Source organism: Flavobacterium ustbae (genome assembly GCF_003946915.1).
Classification (GTDB): domain Bacteria; phylum Bacteroidota; class Bacteroidia; order Flavobacteriales; family Flavobacteriaceae; genus Flavobacterium; species Flavobacterium ustbae.
In genome coordinates this window covers 44,342-64,863 of the sequence record NZ_RPOC01000004.1, presented here as the reverse complement: position 1 = coordinate 64,863, position 20,522 = coordinate 44,342, and the positions used below count along the sequence as shown (strand labels likewise).

The 20,522-nt window shown below is 33.6% G+C and carries 18 protein-coding genes; 8 read left to right on the top strand and 10 right to left on the bottom strand.

What is annotated here, in order from left to right; all coding sequences use genetic code 11:
- Position 1 precedes the first annotated feature (1 nt).
- On the top strand, positions 2 to 364 hold the full coding sequence (locus EG814_RS07610; protein ID WP_125720541.1) for a Dabb family protein: 363 nt from the start codon (positions 2 to 4) through the stop codon (positions 362 to 364).
- Between the two features lie 515 nt (positions 365 to 879).
- On the opposite strand, the gene EG814_RS07600 is transcribed toward EG814_RS07610, so the two are convergent.
- From EG814_RS07600 to EG814_RS07575, 6 genes are all read right to left on the bottom strand, one after another.
- Complete coding sequence (locus EG814_RS07600; protein ID WP_125720539.1) at positions 880 to 3,243, bottom strand: arylsulfatase; 2,364 nt, start codon at positions 3,241 to 3,243, stop codon at positions 880 to 882.
- 355 nt (positions 3,244 to 3,598) lie between these two features.
- On the bottom strand, positions 3,599 to 3,982 hold the full coding sequence (locus tag EG814_RS07595) for a response regulator (protein WP_125720537.1): 384 nt from the start codon (positions 3,980 to 3,982) through the stop codon (positions 3,599 to 3,601).
- Positions 3,983 to 4,157: 175 nt separating this feature from the next.
- On the bottom strand, positions 4,158 to 5,630 hold the full coding sequence (locus tag EG814_RS07590; protein ID WP_125720535.1) for a DUF1254 domain-containing protein: 1,473 nt from the start codon (positions 5,628 to 5,630) through the stop codon (positions 4,158 to 4,160).
- A 300-nt stretch (positions 5,631 to 5,930) separates the two neighbouring features.
- Positions 5,931 to 7,028 (bottom strand): TlpA family protein disulfide reductase, encoded by a 1,098-nt coding sequence (locus tag EG814_RS07585; protein WP_125720533.1) that lies wholly within the window; start codon positions 7,026 to 7,028, stop codon positions 5,931 to 5,933.
- Positions 7,029 to 7,090: 62 nt separating this feature from the next.
- On the bottom strand, positions 7,091 to 8,389 hold the full coding sequence (locus EG814_RS07580; RefSeq protein ID WP_125720531.1) for a leucine-rich repeat domain-containing protein: 1,299 nt from the start codon (positions 8,387 to 8,389) through the stop codon (positions 7,091 to 7,093).
- Between the two features lie 36 nt (positions 8,390 to 8,425).
- Positions 8,426 to 8,872, bottom strand: a complete 447-nt coding sequence (locus EG814_RS07575; protein ID WP_125720529.1) for a hypothetical protein — start codon at positions 8,870 to 8,872, stop codon at positions 8,426 to 8,428.
- A 627-nt stretch (positions 8,873 to 9,499) separates the two neighbouring features.
- Here EG814_RS07575 and EG814_RS07570 point away from each other — a divergent pair.
- From EG814_RS07570 to EG814_RS07560, 3 genes are all read left to right on the top strand, one after another.
- Positions 9,500 to 10,564: a mechanosensitive ion channel family protein gene (locus tag EG814_RS07570; protein WP_125720527.1), complete on the top strand. Its 1,065-nt coding sequence runs from the start codon at positions 9,500 to 9,502 to the stop codon at positions 10,562 to 10,564.
- A gap of 1,317 nt (positions 10,565 to 11,881) precedes the next feature.
- Positions 11,882 to 12,919 (top strand): succinylglutamate desuccinylase/aspartoacylase family protein, encoded by a 1,038-nt coding sequence (locus EG814_RS07565; RefSeq protein WP_125720525.1) that lies wholly within the window; start codon positions 11,882 to 11,884, stop codon positions 12,917 to 12,919.
- 52 nt (positions 12,920 to 12,971) lie between these two features.
- On the top strand, positions 12,972 to 13,169 hold the full coding sequence (locus EG814_RS07560; protein ID WP_235830928.1) for a PepSY domain-containing protein: 198 nt from the start codon (positions 12,972 to 12,974) through the stop codon (positions 13,167 to 13,169).
- A 118-nt stretch (positions 13,170 to 13,287) separates the two neighbouring features.
- On the opposite strand, the gene EG814_RS07555 is transcribed toward EG814_RS07560, so the two are convergent.
- Complete coding sequence (locus tag EG814_RS07555; protein ID WP_125720523.1) at positions 13,288 to 14,007, bottom strand: hypothetical protein; 720 nt, start codon at positions 14,005 to 14,007, stop codon at positions 13,288 to 13,290.
- Between the two features lie 229 nt (positions 14,008 to 14,236).
- On the opposite strand from EG814_RS07555, the gene EG814_RS07550 reads away from it, so the two are divergent.
- Together EG814_RS07550 and EG814_RS07545 are read left to right on the top strand one after the other, a co-directional pair.
- On the top strand, positions 14,237 to 14,815 hold the full coding sequence (locus EG814_RS07550) for a TetR/AcrR family transcriptional regulator (RefSeq protein ID WP_125720521.1): 579 nt from the start codon (positions 14,237 to 14,239) through the stop codon (positions 14,813 to 14,815).
- 55 nt (positions 14,816 to 14,870) lie between these two features.
- Positions 14,871 to 15,662, top strand: a complete 792-nt coding sequence (locus EG814_RS07545) for a glucose 1-dehydrogenase (protein ID WP_125720519.1) — start codon at positions 14,871 to 14,873, stop codon at positions 15,660 to 15,662.
- A 115-nt stretch (positions 15,663 to 15,777) separates the two neighbouring features.
- Here the strand turns inward: EG814_RS07545 and EG814_RS07540 are convergent, their stop codons facing one another.
- Positions 15,778 to 16,155, bottom strand: coding sequence for a hypothetical protein (locus tag EG814_RS07540; RefSeq protein WP_125720517.1), 378 nt, complete (start codon positions 16,153 to 16,155; stop codon positions 15,778 to 15,780).
- Between the two features lie 56 nt (positions 16,156 to 16,211).
- Between EG814_RS07540 and EG814_RS07535 the strand changes: the two genes are divergently transcribed.
- Complete coding sequence (locus tag EG814_RS07535; RefSeq protein ID WP_125720515.1) at positions 16,212 to 17,717, top strand: S41 family peptidase; 1,506 nt, start codon at positions 16,212 to 16,214, stop codon at positions 17,715 to 17,717.
- Positions 17,718 to 18,025: 308 nt separating this feature from the next.
- On the opposite strand, the gene EG814_RS07530 is transcribed toward EG814_RS07535, so the two are convergent.
- Positions 18,026 to 19,144: an alkaline phosphatase gene (locus tag EG814_RS07530; protein WP_125720513.1), complete on the bottom strand. Its 1,119-nt coding sequence runs from the start codon at positions 19,142 to 19,144 to the stop codon at positions 18,026 to 18,028.
- 345 nt (positions 19,145 to 19,489) lie between these two features.
- On the opposite strand from EG814_RS07530, the gene EG814_RS07525 reads away from it, so the two are divergent.
- Positions 19,490 to 19,798: a hypothetical protein gene (locus EG814_RS07525; RefSeq protein WP_125720511.1), complete on the top strand. Its 309-nt coding sequence runs from the start codon at positions 19,490 to 19,492 to the stop codon at positions 19,796 to 19,798.
- Between the two features lie 355 nt (positions 19,799 to 20,153).
- On the opposite strand, the gene EG814_RS07520 is transcribed toward EG814_RS07525, so the two are convergent.
- The gene (locus EG814_RS07520) at positions 20,154 to 20,516 is read right to left on the bottom strand and encodes a DUF1214 domain-containing protein (protein ID WP_125720509.1); all 363 of its coding nucleotides are present in this window, start codon (positions 20,514 to 20,516) and stop codon (positions 20,154 to 20,156) included.
- Positions 20,517 to 20,522 lie beyond the last annotated feature (6 nt).

The window sequence follows — 20,522 nt, the reverse complement described above, 5'->3', positions numbered from 1 at the left end:
AATGAAGCATTTATTTTTAGGCTTAGCCATATGCTTGGAGGCAAGTGAAAACCAAAACAAATCGAACGGCCAAAGGGCTGTAAACGTAGTGTTATTCAAATTCAAATCGGATGCATCATTGAAGCAGGACCAAAACTTTAGAAGTGACTTTTTAAAAAAGTATGGTATTGTTTCAAGTCTTATAGATGTTTCTTTTGGAGAAAATTTTGCAGATATGGCAAAAGGATTTACCAATGTGAAATTAGCCCGGCTCAAATATCAAAAATCGTTGAAAATATTCAGTAAATCAGACAATACTGAAGAACTAGCTTTCAGTTATATTAAACCGGTTTTGGAAGAAATTTTAGTGTTTGATTATTATTGATTAATAAAGTGACTATTCGAAAATATTTTATTAAAACTATTTAAGAAATAAAATATTTTTTTGTGACAATCCCCAACAGGACATCTAAACCAAATTCAATAAGCCAATGGAAGACAGACATTACATATGGTAAGCCAATAACTTCAAATCATCCAAAAATGATGTTGAAATTTGTCCTGTCCTCGTCACTACTCGGGACAAAAGATAAATATCATCTTTTGTTCCGTTTTTTTGCTCGTAATCTATTGTTTACCAAGTAGATGTAGTTGACCATTTCATTGATTCGGGCGGTGCGGATTTTCTTTTCTTCAAAAGTGAAATTTTCAGGAAAAATTACATTTCAGGCAAAAAATGCTTAACAATGCGATTATTAATTGTTAATAAACCGCGTTAAAAATTAATTTATCACTCAATTTTAAAAGCAAAAAAAAGCCTCAATCACATTGAGACTTTTTAAATTCTTTATTTCTTTCAATTTCAGGATTAAATAACTATCAAAATATAAACATTATAATCTATTTAAGATCAATTACAATATGTTTTAATTTTCCAGTAAACTTAAACGGAATTTTATAATCACGGGTAACAGGAGTTCCAGCATCTTCTCCGACATCAAAAGTCTCATCAAATGAAAAACGGTTAGGAATAGTTTTTTCAATATGTTTTTGCGCAACTGATTTTCCATCAACACTCAAAACACCATTTCCTCCTTTTCCTCTTCCACCGCCATCATAGGTAAAATCAAATTTTATGGTATGTTTTCCTGTGCTAAGCTTATCTTTACCTTCAATCGTTGTAATCTGTTCTTGCAGCCAGTTATAAATAAATACAGGTTTTCCATCTTTAATCATTAATACATAACCGGCAAATAAACCTCCCTGTGTGACCAAAACTCCTTCAGCACCTCCCTGCGGAATATCAATTTCAGCTGTAATAGTGTATGATCTGTTTTTTACATTTGGGGCACTTCCTTCTGGAACTCTTGTTGTTCCAGGATAATAAGTAAGATGGGTAAGACCGCCTATAGAACCAGCTGGCCTCCCGGCCGTTTTTGCGTCCATACGCTGTACCGTGCTGTCATCAAAAGGAAGCACCTGATATTTCTTGGCTTCTTCTTTCCATTTTAACTTTAATTCTTCAAGCTTTTTAGGGTTTTCTTTCGCTAAATCATCATGTTCTGTAAAATCGTTAGTAATGTTGTATAGCTCCCAAACATCCTGGTCCGGAGGAACTATTTTAAATTCATCCAGCCACGGCCTTGTGTTATGAGTTGTTGCAGCAACCCAGCCATTATCATAGATAGCGCGGTTTCCTCCCATTTCAAAATATTGTGTTACGTGTTTGGTAGGAGCTTTTTCATTTGCTTTATTAAATGTGTAATACATACTTACTCCCGACATCGGCTTTTGTTTAACACCGTTTACCACTTTTGGCTGGGGAAGTTTACAAGACTCAAGTATAGTTGGAGCAATGTCATTGCAGTGGCTGAATTGTGTTCGAATTCCGCCTTGGTCTTTGATTCCTTTTGGCCAGGAAATAATAAGTCCATTTCTGGTTCCTCCAAAATGAGAAGATTCTCTTTTTGCATATTTCATAGGTGAATTCATGGCAAGCGCCCATCCTATTGGATAATGATTGTAAGTGTCTGGCCCACCAATTTGATCTAAACGGCTTAAAGCATCTTTAACTACATCAGGACGATAACTATTCAAATCTGCCGCCACTTCATTTAATGTTCCGCTGAAACCTCCTTCTGCACTCGCCCCATTATCTCCTATTGCATAAATAATTAGTGTATTATCTCTTGCTCCCAGTTCATCTATTGCATCTACAAGCAAACCAACTTCATAATCTACATAAGCAAGGTATGCTGCATATACTTCCATCATTCTCGCATATACTTTTTTCTGATCTGCATTCATTTTATCCCATACACCCACTTCTTCAGGTATTGGATTATATTTTGCATTCGCAGGAATAATTCCTTTTGTTTTCATTCGCTCAAAAGTCTCTTCGCTTACTTTATTCCAGCCCTGATCAAATTTTCCTTTGAATTTTTCAATCCATTCTTTAGGCGGCTGATGGGGAGCATGAGTAGCGCCCGGAGCAAAATAAGCGAAAAAAGGTTTATTAGGCGCAATTGACTTTTGACGTCGAATCCATCCTATACATTTCTCGGTTAAATCCTTTGTTAAATTATAGTCAGGATCGTCTATTGGCGGAGATATTGGCTGTGTATTTTCTATTAAAGGCGGTGCGTATTGATTACAGTCACCACCGTTAAAACCATAAAAATACTCAAATCCCATATTGACAGGCCATTGCGTGAAAGGGCCTACCTGACTGGTTTCATAGTCTGGAGTATTGTGATTTTTTCCAAACCACGCTGTGTTATAACCATTATCTCTTAAAATGGTACCAATTGTTGCAGTCTCATCTGACATTATACCATTATAGCCGGGATATCCTGTCGCCATCTCTGCAACAACTCCAAAGCCTTCTTCATGATGATTTCTGCCAGTTAACAAAGAAGCTCTAGTTGGCGAGCACAATGAGGTTGTATGCCATTGGGTATATCGTAAACCTTCTTTTGCCAGCCTGTCTGCAGTTGGAGTGTCTATTGGTCCCCCGAATGTCGATGAGGCTCCAAAACCGACATCATCCAATAAAATCAGAACAACATTAGGAGCATCTTTTGCCGCTTCTCGTGTGATCGGAAAATCGGGTTTTGAATCTTTAGTTGTTTCTCCAATTTTTCCTTTAAATGTACCAGGCCTTCTGTCTGGGAGAACTTCTCCTGGCTGAGTAGTCTGGGCGAATACTTTAAATGATGTCATAATTGACAACACTAAAACGAATAAAACAATTTTAATTTTCATAGCTAATTTTTTATATATCTCAAATTTACCTAATGAACTAAAACATAATAAAAAAAACATGTTGCAGATTATAATATGCAACATGTTTTTTCTTAAATAAAATTCGCTTTAGCTTAATCTTAATTCGAAAATAAATCAATTTTTAGCTTCAATGGAAGAACAATATATAAATAGATAAATATTTTTTATTCCATACAACTATAAAAATAGAATAATCAAATTCTGACCTGAATAATCTTATAACTAATATTTATTTTGCAAAGGTCAACAACGAAAAGTATAATTGAAATTTAAAAATTCAGTTACAAGGCAAAACTTATCTGTTTTGATGTCTGGCTTACCAAGCAGATTTTGATTATTTAACAAATCGTCTGAACATAGCTTTAATTTCGTCAAAATTATCCGGTTTTGGAATGTACTCAACAGAAATATCATTTTTTTTTAGCCAAGCATACATGAATTCCTCAGGAGGAGTCGAAATTAAAACTACTTCTATTTGTTCCAATTTCTTTTCTAATTTCATCTGTTTCAGAAAATCAAGACCGTTTATCATAGGCATATTATAATCCAAAAAGATAAGATCAGGAAGCTCTTCAGCAGTTCTTAATTCTGCAAGCGCGGTTTTAGGATTTGATACAGTACGGTATACAGCAGCTGTCTGCATAGATTTTAGTGCTTCTAAAAACAATTGGGTGTCATCTACGTCGTCATCTACAAGCAGGATATTTCTGTAAAGCATTTTATTCTTTTTATATTATATAAAACTTATAATCAGCTTATTTACGATTCTTTTTCAAAATTGGTTTTTACTTTTATTTAAAAATTTTGTTAATCTTTTTTGCGTTTTCAGTTGCAATCTTAAATACATACATCTGCCATATCATTTTTTCTTAAACAAACAAATCATAAATAGGTTATTGTTTAATCACTTCAGGTATTTTATACTTGCCACTTAAAACTTCTTCTGTTGGCTGATAAAATCTTAATATCATATAAAATTGTCCTTTTGGCGCTGGAAGCCAATTATTAGTATCGGCAGGTTTTGAATGCGAAATCGTAATTTCAAAAGTACCATCAGCTTTTTTCACAAAACCTTTCATATCGTTACTGATTTTATAACGATTCAATTCATTTTTAACAAAAAGTTTATTGTTTGCATCATACATTGTCAAAGACCAAAATGCATTTACGGGAGGTTCTTTTGTGAAAGTCATTTTATAAACATTTTTACCATCAAGTTCATTATTTTCACTATCTGTATAGCGAATTGGATACAAAGCTTCTTTTTCTCCCTGCCCTCCTAAATAAGGTCCTGCAATCATTGAACGCAAAGCATAATCATAACCAAAGCTATCCAGTTTTGTTACCCACTGCCAGCCGTTTACCACTGCTGCGGCAGATTTTACCGAAGCAATAATAGTAAGCGGAGCTTCTAAAGTTGCATCGTATAAACCTTTTAATTGGTCTTTATTTAATTTTGATGGATCAAATTTACCAGGAGTCAGTCCAATTTTTTCAAATTGCCCTACTAACCCTTTGTCAAATTCAGCAATAGGATTTTGTGACATAGCAAAAGCCAGTTTTTTATAAAATCCAAGACTATCCTTTGCATCGATCTGTGGTAGTGAAGGCAGGCTATAATTAGCTTTTGCTGGAGAACCTCCATTAAACTCAGTTTGAGTAACTAATTTAAATTGGTCTTGAAGCTTATGAAGTTCATCTAGATTTTCTCCTTCCTTCACAGCTAATCTGCCCCAAAGCCATACTTTTGGCGTTGTAGCATTTATCACTTTGGTAACTCCCTGAGGTATTTTACCTTTCCATCCCGGAGGCACAATAGCAAATTTACCTGCCTTTGTACCTGTTGTTCTTCTTCCGATATAACTGATAAGATTCTGGTACATATCAAAAACATCAACAACATAATAACGATCTTTTGTATCAGGAGTTATTATAACCATCGGTTCTTTTAAATCTACCACAGCACTCAGGTAAAAAGTATCGTTATTTGCTGTCGGCATATCGGCATCGGATGCGGTTGGCAGGGATCTTGCCCAGCCTATTTGATTTAATGGCGCTCTATAACTGGTACTTGGCTTTGGATTTGGCACATCTACATATTCCCTCATAGTTTCTTCCATTCGAACCGGTGCATATCCCCATTGATAAGCCAATATTCCAATGGTTTTTGCAGCGTAATAATCACCTAGTTTTTGCACTTCATTTGTACCAGCAACCTCAATAACTGGATCTTTTTTGGATGCTACAGTTGCAAATAAATCTGTTTTATCATTTTCTTTAGGGACTGTTTCTAAAGATTTATCTTCTCTTTTGTCACAAGAAAGTACTGCACAAAAAATGGTGGCAACAAATAAAAACTTTTTCATGAAATTTTAGATTTAAATGTGATTTCTAAAATTAACTTATATAGACTACATTCAAATTATTTCTATGTATAAACACGTTGCAAATTATAAAATGAAACCAGTTTTGCAAGTTAATTCAGTTCCATGTAACCGTTTTATATAATTTTTAAAATCGTCAACAAATAAATAGAGTAATGCCAAAATAATTCTATCTTATTCATTAGTTAAATAATTTGATATTTTACTCTAAGATTTCCTTTTTACTATTTGCTACTCAATCGGTTAGAAAACCGATTGATTCCCGTTTTCAATTTCCTCTATTTATTTTGAAGGATTCAATTCATTTTTCAAGAAACGTTCAATTTCAAAAAATAGATGACAGCTATCCGGCATTAATGATTTTCCTTGGGTGTCAAGTAATAGAAATTCTGAAACGTAATCAATATAATAGTTTTCTGCGACGGTCTTCTTACTGTTTGGAAGTCCTGACAAATTATACCAAGTCATTTTTTCTTCTTCAACTGCTTGTTTCCATTTTTGAAAATCAGTGTCAATACTTAAATAAACGATACTGACTTTATCTCCATATTGCTGTTCTATATTTTTAAAAAATTTGATCTCATACCTACACGACTCGCAATCACTTGACCAGAAAACGACTAGCACATATTTTTTGTCATTTAAAACCGATTTAAAATCATGTGAAACACCGTTAATGTCAAACCAATTGAAACTTGTTGCAAATTCACCTTTTTGCAACATTTGCATTTTGCTTAGGTATTTTTTTATGGCAGCATAACTTCCAGAATGCTTCAATTCATCAGAAAATAATTCGATCATACTAGCTATATCATCCGTTTGCAAGCTTCCCCTTTGAAAATAAACGGCCTGCAATACACTGTAACTATCAGGATGTTTTTTAATAAAATCCTTATTTACATAGTGATAATTTAAATCATGTATATTCAACCAACTGTACGACTTGTGCTCTTTTAAACCTATAGAAGAAACTTGAACATAAGGCATTCCAATCCATTCAGGATAGGTACAAGTGAGTTTTATATCCTCGTTTCCAACTAAAAACTCTCCATCATAGCCATACTCCTCAGAAAGCGCTGCGTCTTTGACTGCAAGATCAGTTATTTCTTCATTATTTTTTAACAGCACAATAGTTGTCATTCTTGTTTCTGGAACAGAAAAACGATACTCGAACTTCCCTCCTATAGCCTTTATGGTATCAATTGTTTCGACAGAATCTCCAAATTCTGCATAGCCTGTCATTTTTATTACGACATGATCAAAATAATTTTTAATTGGAGAAAGGTCGGCCGTTATTTTTCCTTCTCTCTTATTTGCAAAGGATTTAAAATAAAAAAAAGGTAATATTAAAATTAGTATTACTACATTTTTAATTTTCATAATATATTTATTGTGGCAAACTGTTAATCGAAAAATTTATAAATTTCTACTTAATAAAGCATTTATTTACAATTTGAGCTATAATTCGCGATTCCATCTTTTCGCCAGTTAAACGGAGGAACTATATCTTTGTCCGTTTGAATACATTTAAGATTGGGATTAAAATAGGCATAAAAATTCATTTTTTGATTGTTTCCATTACTAATATTCAAACTCGTCAGTGAATTTGAGTGGCAATACAGCGCATATATTTTTGGGTTCTGCGAAATATCTAAATTTACCAACTGATTCATTGAACACTCTAAATTAAGTAACAATGAGTTTTGGCTAATATCAAGAGTAACCAATTTATTACTATAACAGATCAACTCTTTTAATGGAGCATTGGAAACATTTAGTGTGGCAAGCTGATTTTTATTGCAACTCAAATATGTCAAATTGATATTTTTTGAGACATCGAGAGACTTCAGCTTATTTTCGTCTAAATAAGCATTATTCAAAGCAATATTTCTGCTTAAATCCAAGCTGGTCAGTGGCGTATTCATACAAACTAAATAACTCAAATAAATACTATGTGTTAGATCTAGCTGCTTCAATGGATTATTACTACAAACAAAACTCGACAAATATAGATTTGACGAAAGATCCAAATCTGTTATTTGATTTTCAGAACATCCGAAAAATTTCAAATTAATATTATGCGATAAATCTAATGTCTTTAACTGATTGGTACTGCAGTCAAAATCAGCTAAAACTGTATTTTTGCTTATATCTAATGAAGTCAATTTATTTTTTCCGCATCGCAGTTCACGCAAACCTATATTTTTGGAAATATCAAGTATATCTAATTGATTTCTGGAGCAATTTAACGTTGTCAATTTCACACTTTGCTTTAAATCTAATGCAGTTATCCTGTTATTTGAACAATTCAAAGATATGAGAGCTTCATTTCTGCTAATATTCAATATGGTTAATTTGTTTTCTTCACAATTCAAAGTGGTTAATGCCAAATTACCAGATAAATCCAACTTGGTTAGCTTATTTTCTAAACAAATCAGTATCTTTAATGAAACAAAATCATTTATTCCGGTTAAATCTTTTATATCACGATTTCTAAGATGAAGTTCCGTTACTTTTGCGATATCAGCAGTAAGAACTTTTCCGTCTGGCACACCATGATCATAACCAGAATCGCTTAAAGCTTTTTCAAAATTAATATCAGGAATTAATGTGTATTTATTTGCATCTTGAGCTAAGATTGTATTGAAAAAAGGCAAAATAATAAATGAGAATACAGTAAAATAAATTCGCTGTTTTTTACTCTTTTTTGATGAATAGCTTTTTGTAATTAACACTCTCATTTTTTTTTTTTATTAATACATTTTGTTTGACAACTTTTATTTCTTTTTTACTAAACCTAATAAATAAGAAATCCTATCTTTATAATATTTGGCATTTTTTTGATAAAAAAGTCTGGCATCGGGTTTTAAAGCAGGATCATTATCCCACACAAATTTACCAGGATGCTTCACTTGAAACTCCTTCATGGTCTTTGCAAAATAGTAATATGTTGTCTCTTTCCATTCCGCTTGTTTTTTTTCAAATGCAGCTCTTTCTTCTTCAGTTTTATTTCGGTAAACGATTTCTGAAACAGCATTGAAAACTTCTGTTTCCCAGAATTGAAGCTCATGATAGTATTCTTTTCTGCAATTCAATTCTTCATGACTATTGGCTTTGATACAAGAATTAAGTTCTTTTTCAGCTTCCGGCAGAGGATCTGTAATATTTTGTCCATAAGAAGTCGAGATTAATAAGATAAGAAATAAAATAAATTTTGAAGTCATGTAATAATTATTATACTATTTTTTTTCAATTTTCAAACTGGCAACGAAGCTAAGAATTTAATTAACTGGACTTCATATTTTTTTTTACAAAAAAGCTGAAGAGAGCATTAAACCAAATAAAATTGCAATATGAAGTTATTCAAGAAAGAATAGAAATTGATTTATTCCTCTTTTATCATAGCCGTCAAATCTCCCCAGAACTGCTGCAGAAATCACCTTTGATTTTTTCCATATAATTGCAATCTAATTATCTCTTCTTCTGAGCCAAAGTTTAGTCGAATTTAATCCCAAATCTTACAATACTAATGTTGAGCTTTACTTCACAGGAAGTTTAAAAAATACTTTTTTACTACTTTGCTTACAAAGATGTTTTATTAACAATTATAAAACATCTTTTTTTTGCACAAACAGCCATTAAATTTTAAATTAGCTTTTATACATATCGAAAACACTGGCATATAGCGCCAAAAAACGGTTTTACCTGCAAGTAGACTTTTGTTGTACAACCGTAAATTCCTTCAAATCCTATCGGGTCCATATGCTTCCCATCTGGTAATTTCACCGCTTTACAAGTGGCAGCGCTCTTATTTGCTATTGCGAAATATTAATTGAAATAAAACATAAATTATGAATGAGATTTTAAGTATGGTTTTTCTTGGAAACACTCTTTACAACTGGCTAAAAGCTGCAGCTATTATTATATTTATATTCGTTCTGATAAAAATATTCAAAATTTATATTTTCAGGCGACTCAAAATATGGGCCGCTTCAACTAAAACATCCTGGGACGAATTTGCACTTAATATCATAGAAAATAACATACTGCCTCTGTTGTATATTAGTACTGTTTATTTTTCAGTTCAGATATTATCTATAGGAGGGAAAACAATGAGTGTTCTGCATACTGCATACCTGATGGCGATTACTTTCTTTGTGATAAAAATAATAATTGCGGCCTTTAGGAAATTCGTACTGTCCTTTATACAGCGCGATGAGGACAGTGAAAGCAAAGAAAAACAGGCGGGCGGACTAATAGCAATAGTAAACATTATTATATGGATACTCGGCGCGGTTTTCCTTATTGACAATATGGGATATAATGTAACAACTATCGTAGCCGGTCTTGGTGTGGGCGGAATAGCAATTGCACTTGCAGCTCAGGCTGTGCTTGGAGATCTTTTCAGCTATTTTGTTATCTTTTTCGATCGCCCTTTTGAAATAGGCGATTTTGTGACTGTTGGAAATGACAGTGGCGTTATTGAATATATCGGAATAAAGACAACACGTCTTAGAACACTCAATGGAGAACAACTTGTCTGCTCAAACACTGATCTTACAAACTCAAGGCTCCGCAATTTTAAGCGTATGGAGAGAAGAAGAATTGTCTTTGTTCTGGGAGTAACTTATCAGGCTACTGCCCAGCAACTCCGTCAAATCCCCGATATTGTCAAAGGTATTATTGAAGCAAAAGAGAAACTAAGTTATGACAGGGGCCATTTTTCGGGGTTTGGCGATTTCAGTCTTAACTTTGAGTTTGTGTATTATGTGGAAGATCCCGACTACAATGTTTACATGAATTCCCAACAAGCAGTATATCTTGAGATTTTTAGCGCATTTGCCGATGAAGGAATTGAATTTGCTTACCCGACGCAGACAATACAGATCGAAAAAATGCAGACCGCATCTGTTTAAGAATATCTAAAAGCATCATACAAAGCTGACAACCTACTTAATAAGAAAAGCCAGGAAAAAACAAATTGATTTTTCCTGGTTTTATGTTATCTATAAGCAAGTTCTTTTAATTTTATTAGCTCTGTTAAAAATAGAAGTTTTGTAAGGTTCTATAAAAAAGAATTTTTATAGTATAAAAAACTACAGAAAGAGAACTCACTACTATTTCTCTAATTTTCGTTAACTTAATAATGTGAATATAAATCGGAATTTTGATCAGATGAGACGCATTATAATTTCGCAATTGATGTAATCTAATTTGGTAAGCAATTCCTGCTTTACAAGATTATGCTCCAAACTCGCAGAAAATTATTGTGCGCTCGATTAGTCCAGTCAAAGGCACTTTTATCGTCTATCGTAATGTTATTTCCCTTTAATAGCATTATATTTGCCTTAAACAGTAAAACTGGCAAAACTCGATAATCAGTAATGCACTCAGCCAAAAACTTTTTCATCCTTCTCCTTTTAACGCTCCGGCTGCTGCACGGTGTTGAAATGCACAAGTTTTCGGAAATAGTTCTCAATGGGCCGGAGCTTACTCGCTCCTGGAATACACATGTTAAAAAATCTTCCCTTGCCAGTGCTCACAGCAAAAAGAAAATCAGGATAAGTTCCACTATTGTGGATAGAAAAATCAAACATAAGGAGATTAGGCCAAACAAAACACTTGGCTTTACCCTGACCTATATTTATATACACAACATTAAAAGTGCACCCTTTTTTAAACTAGCACCTTGCTTAAACAAGGCTTTGCTAAATTCCCTGCACTTATTATATCCTTTCTAGAAACAACTGGAAAGCATATCTATATCAAACCGCTTTGCTGGAGCTTAATGCTATAATTATATTGAGCAAAACATTTATCTCTCCGTAATTACGGCTATACTCCTTAGCGGTACTAGGACCCGGTATGCTTTTGCTGAAACTTTTCAAGGTGCATTAATTTTGCCTGCCACTAAACTATCTATTGGCAGTTTATAACATCTTTTTATTATTACAATTTTCTGTAAGTAATAGAATAATGATGCTAATTTTTTATTTTTTCCCTGCAGCAAAATGATTCTGACATAATATTTTGAATTAAAATTTAAAATGAATGCGCTGCAGGGATTTTTTACCAGTCCGCTCATCCTTTAATTCGGATACTCCTGCAATGAAAGTTCAGCTTCCAAAAAACATTAAACCCTTTAATATCACTTCTAAATTAAAATACCTAACTACAATAAATATCCTCCGCCAATTATGCAGGCGGACCTATAGAAATAAATTATCCTTCCAATGAAAAATATATTTTTTATCCTGCTGTCTTTAGTCTTCCAGCTGACCTTTTCACAAAATCACTCCCTTAAAGAAATGTTGGCACAGCAATCCTTAACAAAAAGAGATACCGTATTTCGTATTCATGCTCCAGACGGCAGCGAAGCCAAAATTCCTGCCACTTTAATCATTGGAAAACTAAAGGGCCCAACGCTGACTATAGTTGCGGGAATTCATGGCACTGACTATCCAGCAATTGCAACCATTACGAAATTACGAAAAGAGATCAGCCCTGAAAAACTCAAAGGCAATCTTATATTGATTCCGGTACTTAATATGGAATCGTTCTTCAGCCGTAACCCTGACAAGAATCCAGTGGATAAAAAAGACTTAAACCGATCCTTTCCCGGAAATGCCGCAGGGACCATTACTGAAGTCATAGCAGATTTTATCACAACTAAAATTTTTGATGCCACAGATATATTCATTGAAGTGCATGGCGGTGGGAATCATACAGCAGAGCTTGCTTTAATAGGCTATTATGAAAATAAAGAATTTGCAGAGCAGACCCGAATGTCCTTCAAACTTTGCGAAGCCACCGGTTTTCCTTATATTGTAAGCTACCCGTTTGAAATTCAGTCGGGCCAACCTGCAATTTATGCCTTCAAACAGTCTGTACGTTTGGGCATTCCATCCCTAAGCATGCACATGGGTACAGCCGTAAAAGGCCAAAAAACAATTCAGCTATCGGCCAAAACCGCATTCTATAATATAATGGGAAAGCTTGGGATGTATGAGCCCCAAAAAAAAGTAGCCGTACCTACTAAAAAGACAAGATACATCCATCAGTCCTATGTACTTAGTCCTGCGCAGGGCTTTTTCCGCAGCAGCTGTAAACCAGGCCAAAAAGTACTGCAGGAAGAAGAGATAGGATACATAACCAATTCCTTTGGCAAAAATGTTAAAATCATAACGGCTCCAAAAAGCGGGACAATTCTCAGTAAAATCGCAACACCTCCTGTCAATAAAGGAGATATGCTTTTTTTTATTGGTTCTTAGTTTTTAAAACCTACAGAAACACGTCAGCAAAAAATATATTATTTGTAATAAAATGAATAAGACATTTAAAAAAATTATTGGTTTACTACACCTTTGGCTCGGACTCGCGTCTGGGCTGATTGTGTTTGTAGTGTCACTCACAGGAAACATATTTGTATTTGAAGAAGAACTTGACGAGTATTTTAATCCTGAACTTTATAAAGTTGGAGCGGTCAGAAAGCATCTAATGTTATCCGATCAAAATTTTTGACATTTTTAGTCTGTCTTTTTGCCGTTACCCTGCCTATTGCCCGACTTATTGATCAGGACGGGAAGAATGAAGAAAAAAAGCTCCAAAATAGTATTTAAACTTTTCCAACATACGTGTTTTAAAACAATAATGAAAAGCCCATTGTATATTTTGTAAGCAAATCGATACCGAGAAGGACGATTACCAATACTATAAAAACTATAAAATACGTAATGTTCTGGGCTTTTTTACTGAATTCTAAAGTATCGGGATCAATAAAATAATCTGAATAAACAGCAGGAGAAATTTTTAAGTGTGGACAAAACAAAGCTGCTCCTTGCAGAAAATGCGCAATCAGTTGATATTTATTTTTCGGAACAAACGAAAGTCCATTTTCTGCAGTAGAAAAATGAATTGGAACCCGCACACCGTCTTTAAAACCAAAAATATAGCTTGGAGAATATTTTGTCCCTATTCTTCTATCAATATCACTTACGTATGGCTCTGTACTTTTTCCCAGTTCTTTGTACAAAACACTTTTAACTGTACCATCAAATTGCTGGTGATGTAAACCGTCACGATCAATATAAATGAGAATTACCTTTTTAAGCTTATGGCGTTGGTAGTTTTTGTAAAGTCCCCAAATAGCCCAAAGAACCAAAGGAAAATAGATAACATTGAAGATGATCTCATTGTTAGACAAGCGGCTATTGTGCTCCAGCTGCATACTTAATGGAATTGCTACCAATAAAGCAAGCATAGCAATAAATAAAAGTCCAAACATTCCATACATTAAAATAGTAATAAACAAATCGCGTTCGGCAGCTATTTTTGGAAAATTTTCTTTGGTATAAATCATCAAGTCTTTGATACTAAAAGATTATTAAAATTTAAATTACGCTTCAAAATTCGCATTCCTAACTAAGGAATGCAGATTTACCGTCTCTGTCAAATTAAAACAGAATAACTCAAAGAATAAAAATTATAGGATATTTTTTTGCTTAAAAAGCATATCAATTAGTCTTAAATAAAAGTTATAATTTACTTTTCTACATTTAAATGAATATTTTTTCATTTAACTTTACTACATGAGACCTTTAGATCCAGATAAAAGAGAAAAAATTCTACAGTCTGTATATGCACTTACAGGCAAACAAGGATTAGCGAGCGTAACAATTTCAGGCATAAGCAAAACAGCTGGAATTGCCGCAGGAACATTGTACATCTATTTCAAAAACAAAGAAGAATTGGTACAGCTTGCTTATGCAGCGGTTGAAGATAAAATGACACAGGCGATGTATCGTGACTTTGATATCAATGTACCCATCAGGCAATCACTAAAACAGATTTATATTAATATGCTTAATTACAGACTTAATAACTATGCTGAAACGGTGTTTATCGATCAATACGTACAGTCAAGCTATATACAAATCAATTTTTCAAAACAGCTTGCCGAGTATGAAATACAAAATAAACCTTTATATGATCTTTTGGAAAAAGGACAGCAGGAAGGCATCATAAAAGCAGTAGACGCTATTATACTCATTAGTTTTTTTGATGGTGCTGTACGCTCCTGCTCAACGGGCATCATCCAAAAGCTATTTCCATTAACACAGCAAGTTATCGATGACTGCTTTGATATGGCTTGGAGAGGCATGATCTAAATTTAGACTTTAAATGAACAAATCTTCAATTATAATTTCTTAAATACCACATATTATGAGCATTTTTAAAGACAAAACAATCATTATTACAGGTGCCGCCATGGGCCTTGGACTAGCAGCAAGTAAAGCCGTAGCAGTAAAAGGAGCCAATCTTTCTATTGTAGATTATAATGCAGAAGCACTTGAAAAAGCAAAAGCAGAAATTCAGTCAGTTGCACCAAGTGCAAAAATTACAACTATAGTTGCCGACGTTTCAGATGAACAGGCTGTTAAAAATTATGTTGACAAAACGGTTGAAGCATTTGGCCGTATCGACGGATTTTACAACAACGCAGGTATCGAAGGAAAACAGGCGCCGTTAGTAGATTACGACATCAATGTGTTTAAAAAAGTAATTGACATCAATCTTATGGGTGTTTATTACGGATTGAAATACGTGATCCCTGTCATGCAGCAACACGGCGGAGGAAAAATTGTAAACGTTGCCTCTGTGGGCGGAATTAGAGGTGTAATCAATCAGATGCCTTATGTAGCAAGTAAACATGCCGTTTCTGGTATGACTAAAAATGCAGCAATCGAATATGGTAAAGATGGTATTTTCACCAATGCAATTGCACCCGGAGCAATTCTGACTCCAATGGTAGCCGAAGCTTTTAAACAAGTAAATCCAGAAGATCCTAAAGCGGCAGAAACAACTTACGCACAAAGAAACCCTACGAGAAGACTAGGAAAACCCGAAGATGTTGGAAATCTTGTAGCTTTTTTGCTTAGCGATGAATGCCAATATGTAAATGGACAGACCATCGCAATCGATGGTGGAGAATCAAACCTATATGGTAATTCATAAATCAATTTAGTTTATTAAACGTATCAGAGCATATGCTGTGATACGTTTTTATTTTAACATGGTTTTTAATGCAGATTATAAGTACACACGACCAGGTTCAATCAAACTTTTTAAATTAGTCTGTGATTAATTTGAATTTTACAGGTTGAAAAAATATATTTGAATTTTTCTCAAAATAGATACCATTTTCTTTATTATCTAATTTTACTTTGTAATTATGAAGTAAGGCAGTTTGTGCAATAACATTTACATAATAAATATCTCCAGTTTTATTTGAATTAGATATATCCTGAACAATACCATTAATCACAACCGATTTAGGAACAACAGCAGTGTCATTTAATTTAAAACTAACTATATATCCTCTTTCATTATTTGTGTTATAACTTTTATAGGTTTGATTTTTGATATCTAAAAGTTGTCTGGAACATGAAAAAAGAAAAAAAAGTCCAAAAGAAAATAAAAGGAAGGCTTTAGGAATACTATTTTTCATACTTTTATCGTTTATGCACCCACAAATTTAACTTAAAATAAACGATTGAAAAAATAATGAAATTAAAATATATTCTTAAAACATTACTTGCAGGATTGATTTTTACAGCTTGCAGCAAAGATTCTGATTCTGACACTAAAGAAACCACAACTACTAAGCCTGACGAGATTAACGACTTTGTTTGGAAAGCTATGAATTCATGGTATTACTGGCAATCCAACGTTGCCGATTTGTCTGACAGCAAAATCACTTCTACTGCTGCATATAACAATTTTATCAATGGAAAAACTCCCGATGCGCTTTTCTACTCACTTTTATATCAAAGAGGGACTGTTGATAGATTCTCCTGGATTGAAAACAGTAATGAGGTCGTACAGGTTTCAAAAATTGCTGAAGTTGAAAAAAAAGGCGGTTTTAATTATGCCATTTATCCTAAAGATGCATCCAACACCAATATGGTAGCCTTAATTAACTACATTGTACCTGGATCGTCAGCAGCTTTGGCGGGATTGAAAAGAGGGGATGTTATTACAAAAATAAATGGAAGCCAGCTTACTGCAAGCAATTATAATCAACTAGAAAACACACAAATCACCATTACTCTGGCAGCAAGCGTGCAGTTTACAAGCAGCGGTTTGCTAACCACAGACAAAGCAGGAACTGTATCTGTAACAAAAGCTGATATTGATGAAAACCCGGTTGCTTATTACGAAAAGAAAACATATGGAGGAAAAAACATTGGTTATCTGGTGTTTAATGGTTTCAAGTCAGACTATAATGACGAACTCAATGCGGCTTTCGCTAAAATGAAATTAGATGGAATTAACGAATTGGTTTTAGACTTAAGATACAATGGTGGAGGTTCATTAGAAACTGCAGTTGCCCTAGCACAAATGATTAACGGGAGTTTTACCAACAAACCATATATTTACTTAGACTTCAATGATAAACACAATAATGAAGACGGCTATGAAAATCTTTCTGAAAAAGTAAACATTTTTAACCTGGTTGATAATAAGCCAACTTTTCAGAGAGAAGAAAATATAAACAGCCTTACCTTGACAAATATATATGTGCTGGTAAGTTTTCAAACTGCTTCTGCAAGCGAGCTCACCATACAATGTCTAAAAAAATACATTAACGTAATTACAATAGGCGAAGAAACGGTTGGCAAATTTGTAGGTTCCAACACATTATACGATTCTCCTTCTTCTAATTATACCTCGTATGCCAATCGAAGCACTAAACACAAATGGCAATTGCAACCCATTACATTTTCATATTATAACAAAGACAAAGATCCTAATCCAGTGAAAATTAGACCTGATCACGAAATTAATCCATATAGCATTTTCTTAAATTTGGTTGAATTTGGAAACGTAAAAGATCCTTATTTGAATAAAGCTCTCGAATTAATTACAGGCCAAACCATGCGAACTGCAGCAAAAAGCACCAATCCTCCTTTTTCATTAAGAATTGACAATCTTGCTACATTCAACCCTACAAATACTGCAAAAGGTTTATATATTGAGGATTTTAAAAGATTGAAAAACAATAAATAAAAGAATTAAATTTTCAATATAAAGAATTATTGCAACAAAAAACAGCTTAGACCACTCGAAATAAACCAATATACAAGCTGTCATTGATTTATAATATGATTTGTAAATTGTTCAGTAAGTCACTACAGCCAAAAAAAGGCGCCAATTGGCGCCTTTTTTTCGTTTAATCTATCCAAAATAAGCTAACGAAGTAATTTATTTAAATCAATTTATTAATTGCTATCTAGTGAGGCAAACAAATGTTTTATTCCCCAATTCTCACTTTCTTTAAAGTCATTTAAAATTAGACTAGACTTTTATTCGATTTTCTAAATTTTCAATCCGCTTTTCTTTAGTGCCTCTATAAGTTTCCAATATATCATATTATTCGCGTAAAGTCCTGAAAACAGATCTGCTTCTTTACCCATTGCAAAAACTGGTACTAAAGTTGCCGTGTGCTGATCCGTGAAAAAATTCACCTGAAGTTTGCTAGGTATCTGCTCTGACTTGCCGGTAGCTGCATTAACTTCATAGTATTTGCCTAAATTAGCACCTCCTGTTTCGTGATCAGCAGTCACAACCAAAAGTGTATTAGGATGTGCTTTTACAAAATCTATTACTACCCCAATGGTTTTATCAAAATCAAGAACTTCTTTAACCATCATTTCTGGATTTTTTGCATGTCCACCCCAATCTATAAAAGAACCTTCAATCATCAGGAAAAAAGGCTTCTTCTTATGAGAAAAATAATCTAAAGCAAGACCAGTTGCATCAGCTAAAAAATCGCCACGGCCTTCGATCTTATTGGGCATCGGATCCTGAGCTAGCAAATAAATATTGTCTTTTTTATAATTGGGTTTCGAAAGGCTAAGCGTATCTATTTTGTAATTTGCACTGCTAAAATCGTTCAATAAGTTCTTTTTATCTTTTCTTTTGTTGAAAAATTTCAGACCGCCGCCAGCTAAAAAATTCACTTTTGCATCAACAAGCTGCAAAGCAATTTCTTCATGCATATCTCGATCCTTAACATGCGCATAATAAGCCGCAGGGGTTGCATGTGTTATAGATGTCAGACTAATAAGTCCTGTTTGGTAACCCTTATCTTGTAATGATTCTAAAATGGTTGGTAGAGCGATCGTATCTTTACTTACACCAATACCTCTGTTGAAAGTTTTTTGTCCAGATGCGAAAGCAGTGGCTCCTGCAGCAGAATCAGTTACTTTACTGCTTGTAGAAGATGTTTCTGAAAGTCCGACAATAGGAAACTGCTGAAAATTGGGTTTTCCCTCACCAAAATAAAAAGCAGAAGATACCTGGGCCACTCCCATTCCGTCTCCTACCATAAATATAATATTTAAAGGTTCTTTTTTTTGAGCAATTATTTGTGAAGGATTACCCAAAACAGCCACTGACATGCCTGCAAAAATCAAGTTTTTTATGTATTTCATAGTTCTAATTATAAGTCCGTAAATTTAATTCTAAATACATTGAAAGCCAATGATGCTAAATATCACGCATTAGTAGAAAACCAATAAAACACTGATTAGCAAACTACTGAAACAAACCACAGAAAATATTGATAACCAAAATTTAAACTTAAAGCAAATTCATAAGAAAACAGTAACATCAAGGTTGCAATTATCTAATAATTTCTAAATACAATTCGGATGATTATTCAATACATAGCGAAAATCTGGATGTTATTGATTTGTTCGTTACTTCGGGTATAAAATTTTATATAGCGTGCTTTGTCTTTTAACATCATTTAAAAGGAAAACAAAAAACCAAAAGAGGTGCGAAAAATAATTGAAAAAGTGAATACGTATCGGCAATCTAAAAATTCTCCACAAACCACTTCATTTTGGGATAATGCCGCTTATCATAAAGGAAATCTAGAAGCATACATGCTTACTGGAAATGAAATACAGAACTTATTCGGTCCCTACATGGTTATGCCAGTAATGACAAAAATGTATAAAATAACCAACGACAGACAATATCTTGACAAACTTTATGAGTATCTGCAATATTCGGACAGTATTATGTTTAACGCGTTATTGAATGTTACAAATTATGGGGTGTTTACACTCTCTCCTAAATAATGATCTTATCAAGGAGGTTTTAATCCTTATACGTTTAGCGACTTTTGGTTAAAATTTAAGCTGAATAGATCATCTGATATAAAAAATCGGAGCATAATTACTATGCTCCGATTTAATTTCTATTTTCAATTTATTTAGTTTTTGGCATTATCGATATTTTTTTAATCTACTTGCTCACTTATGTTAAAGGCATTGCCTGATTTACATTCAACTAATTCAAATTATCACTTGTAATTCTTTATCCGTAATTTCAACAAATAGAATATCTGATTTTATTATGTTCTTTTACAATAATTTAAGAATCAAAAAAACTAAAAAATATTCCCTAAACTGACATCAGATTTTAAGTACTTAATTAATTCATTTTTTTAATATCATCAGGTTTCCAAGTTTTATCAAAAAATTCTTTTTTTGGACTATATAATCTGAATATAACAAAGTAGCCTTTTCCTTCAACTGTTGCTAACCAGTTCTTTTCTTTACCAGCCGGCGCTTTTGGAACAAAATAAATATCTATAGACTCATCTGGATTTTTAGCTGGTTTATCCATCATATTCAGAGATGGAAAAGGCTGTCCGTTATCAAGTCCCGAGGCAGTATTTGCATCATACACCGTTGCAGACCAAAAATTTACCACCGGAATATTTGGCGGCCAATGCAAAACATACTGTCTGCTTCCGTCAAGATAATCACCATCAGCATCTCTGCAGGTTGAAATTTGTCC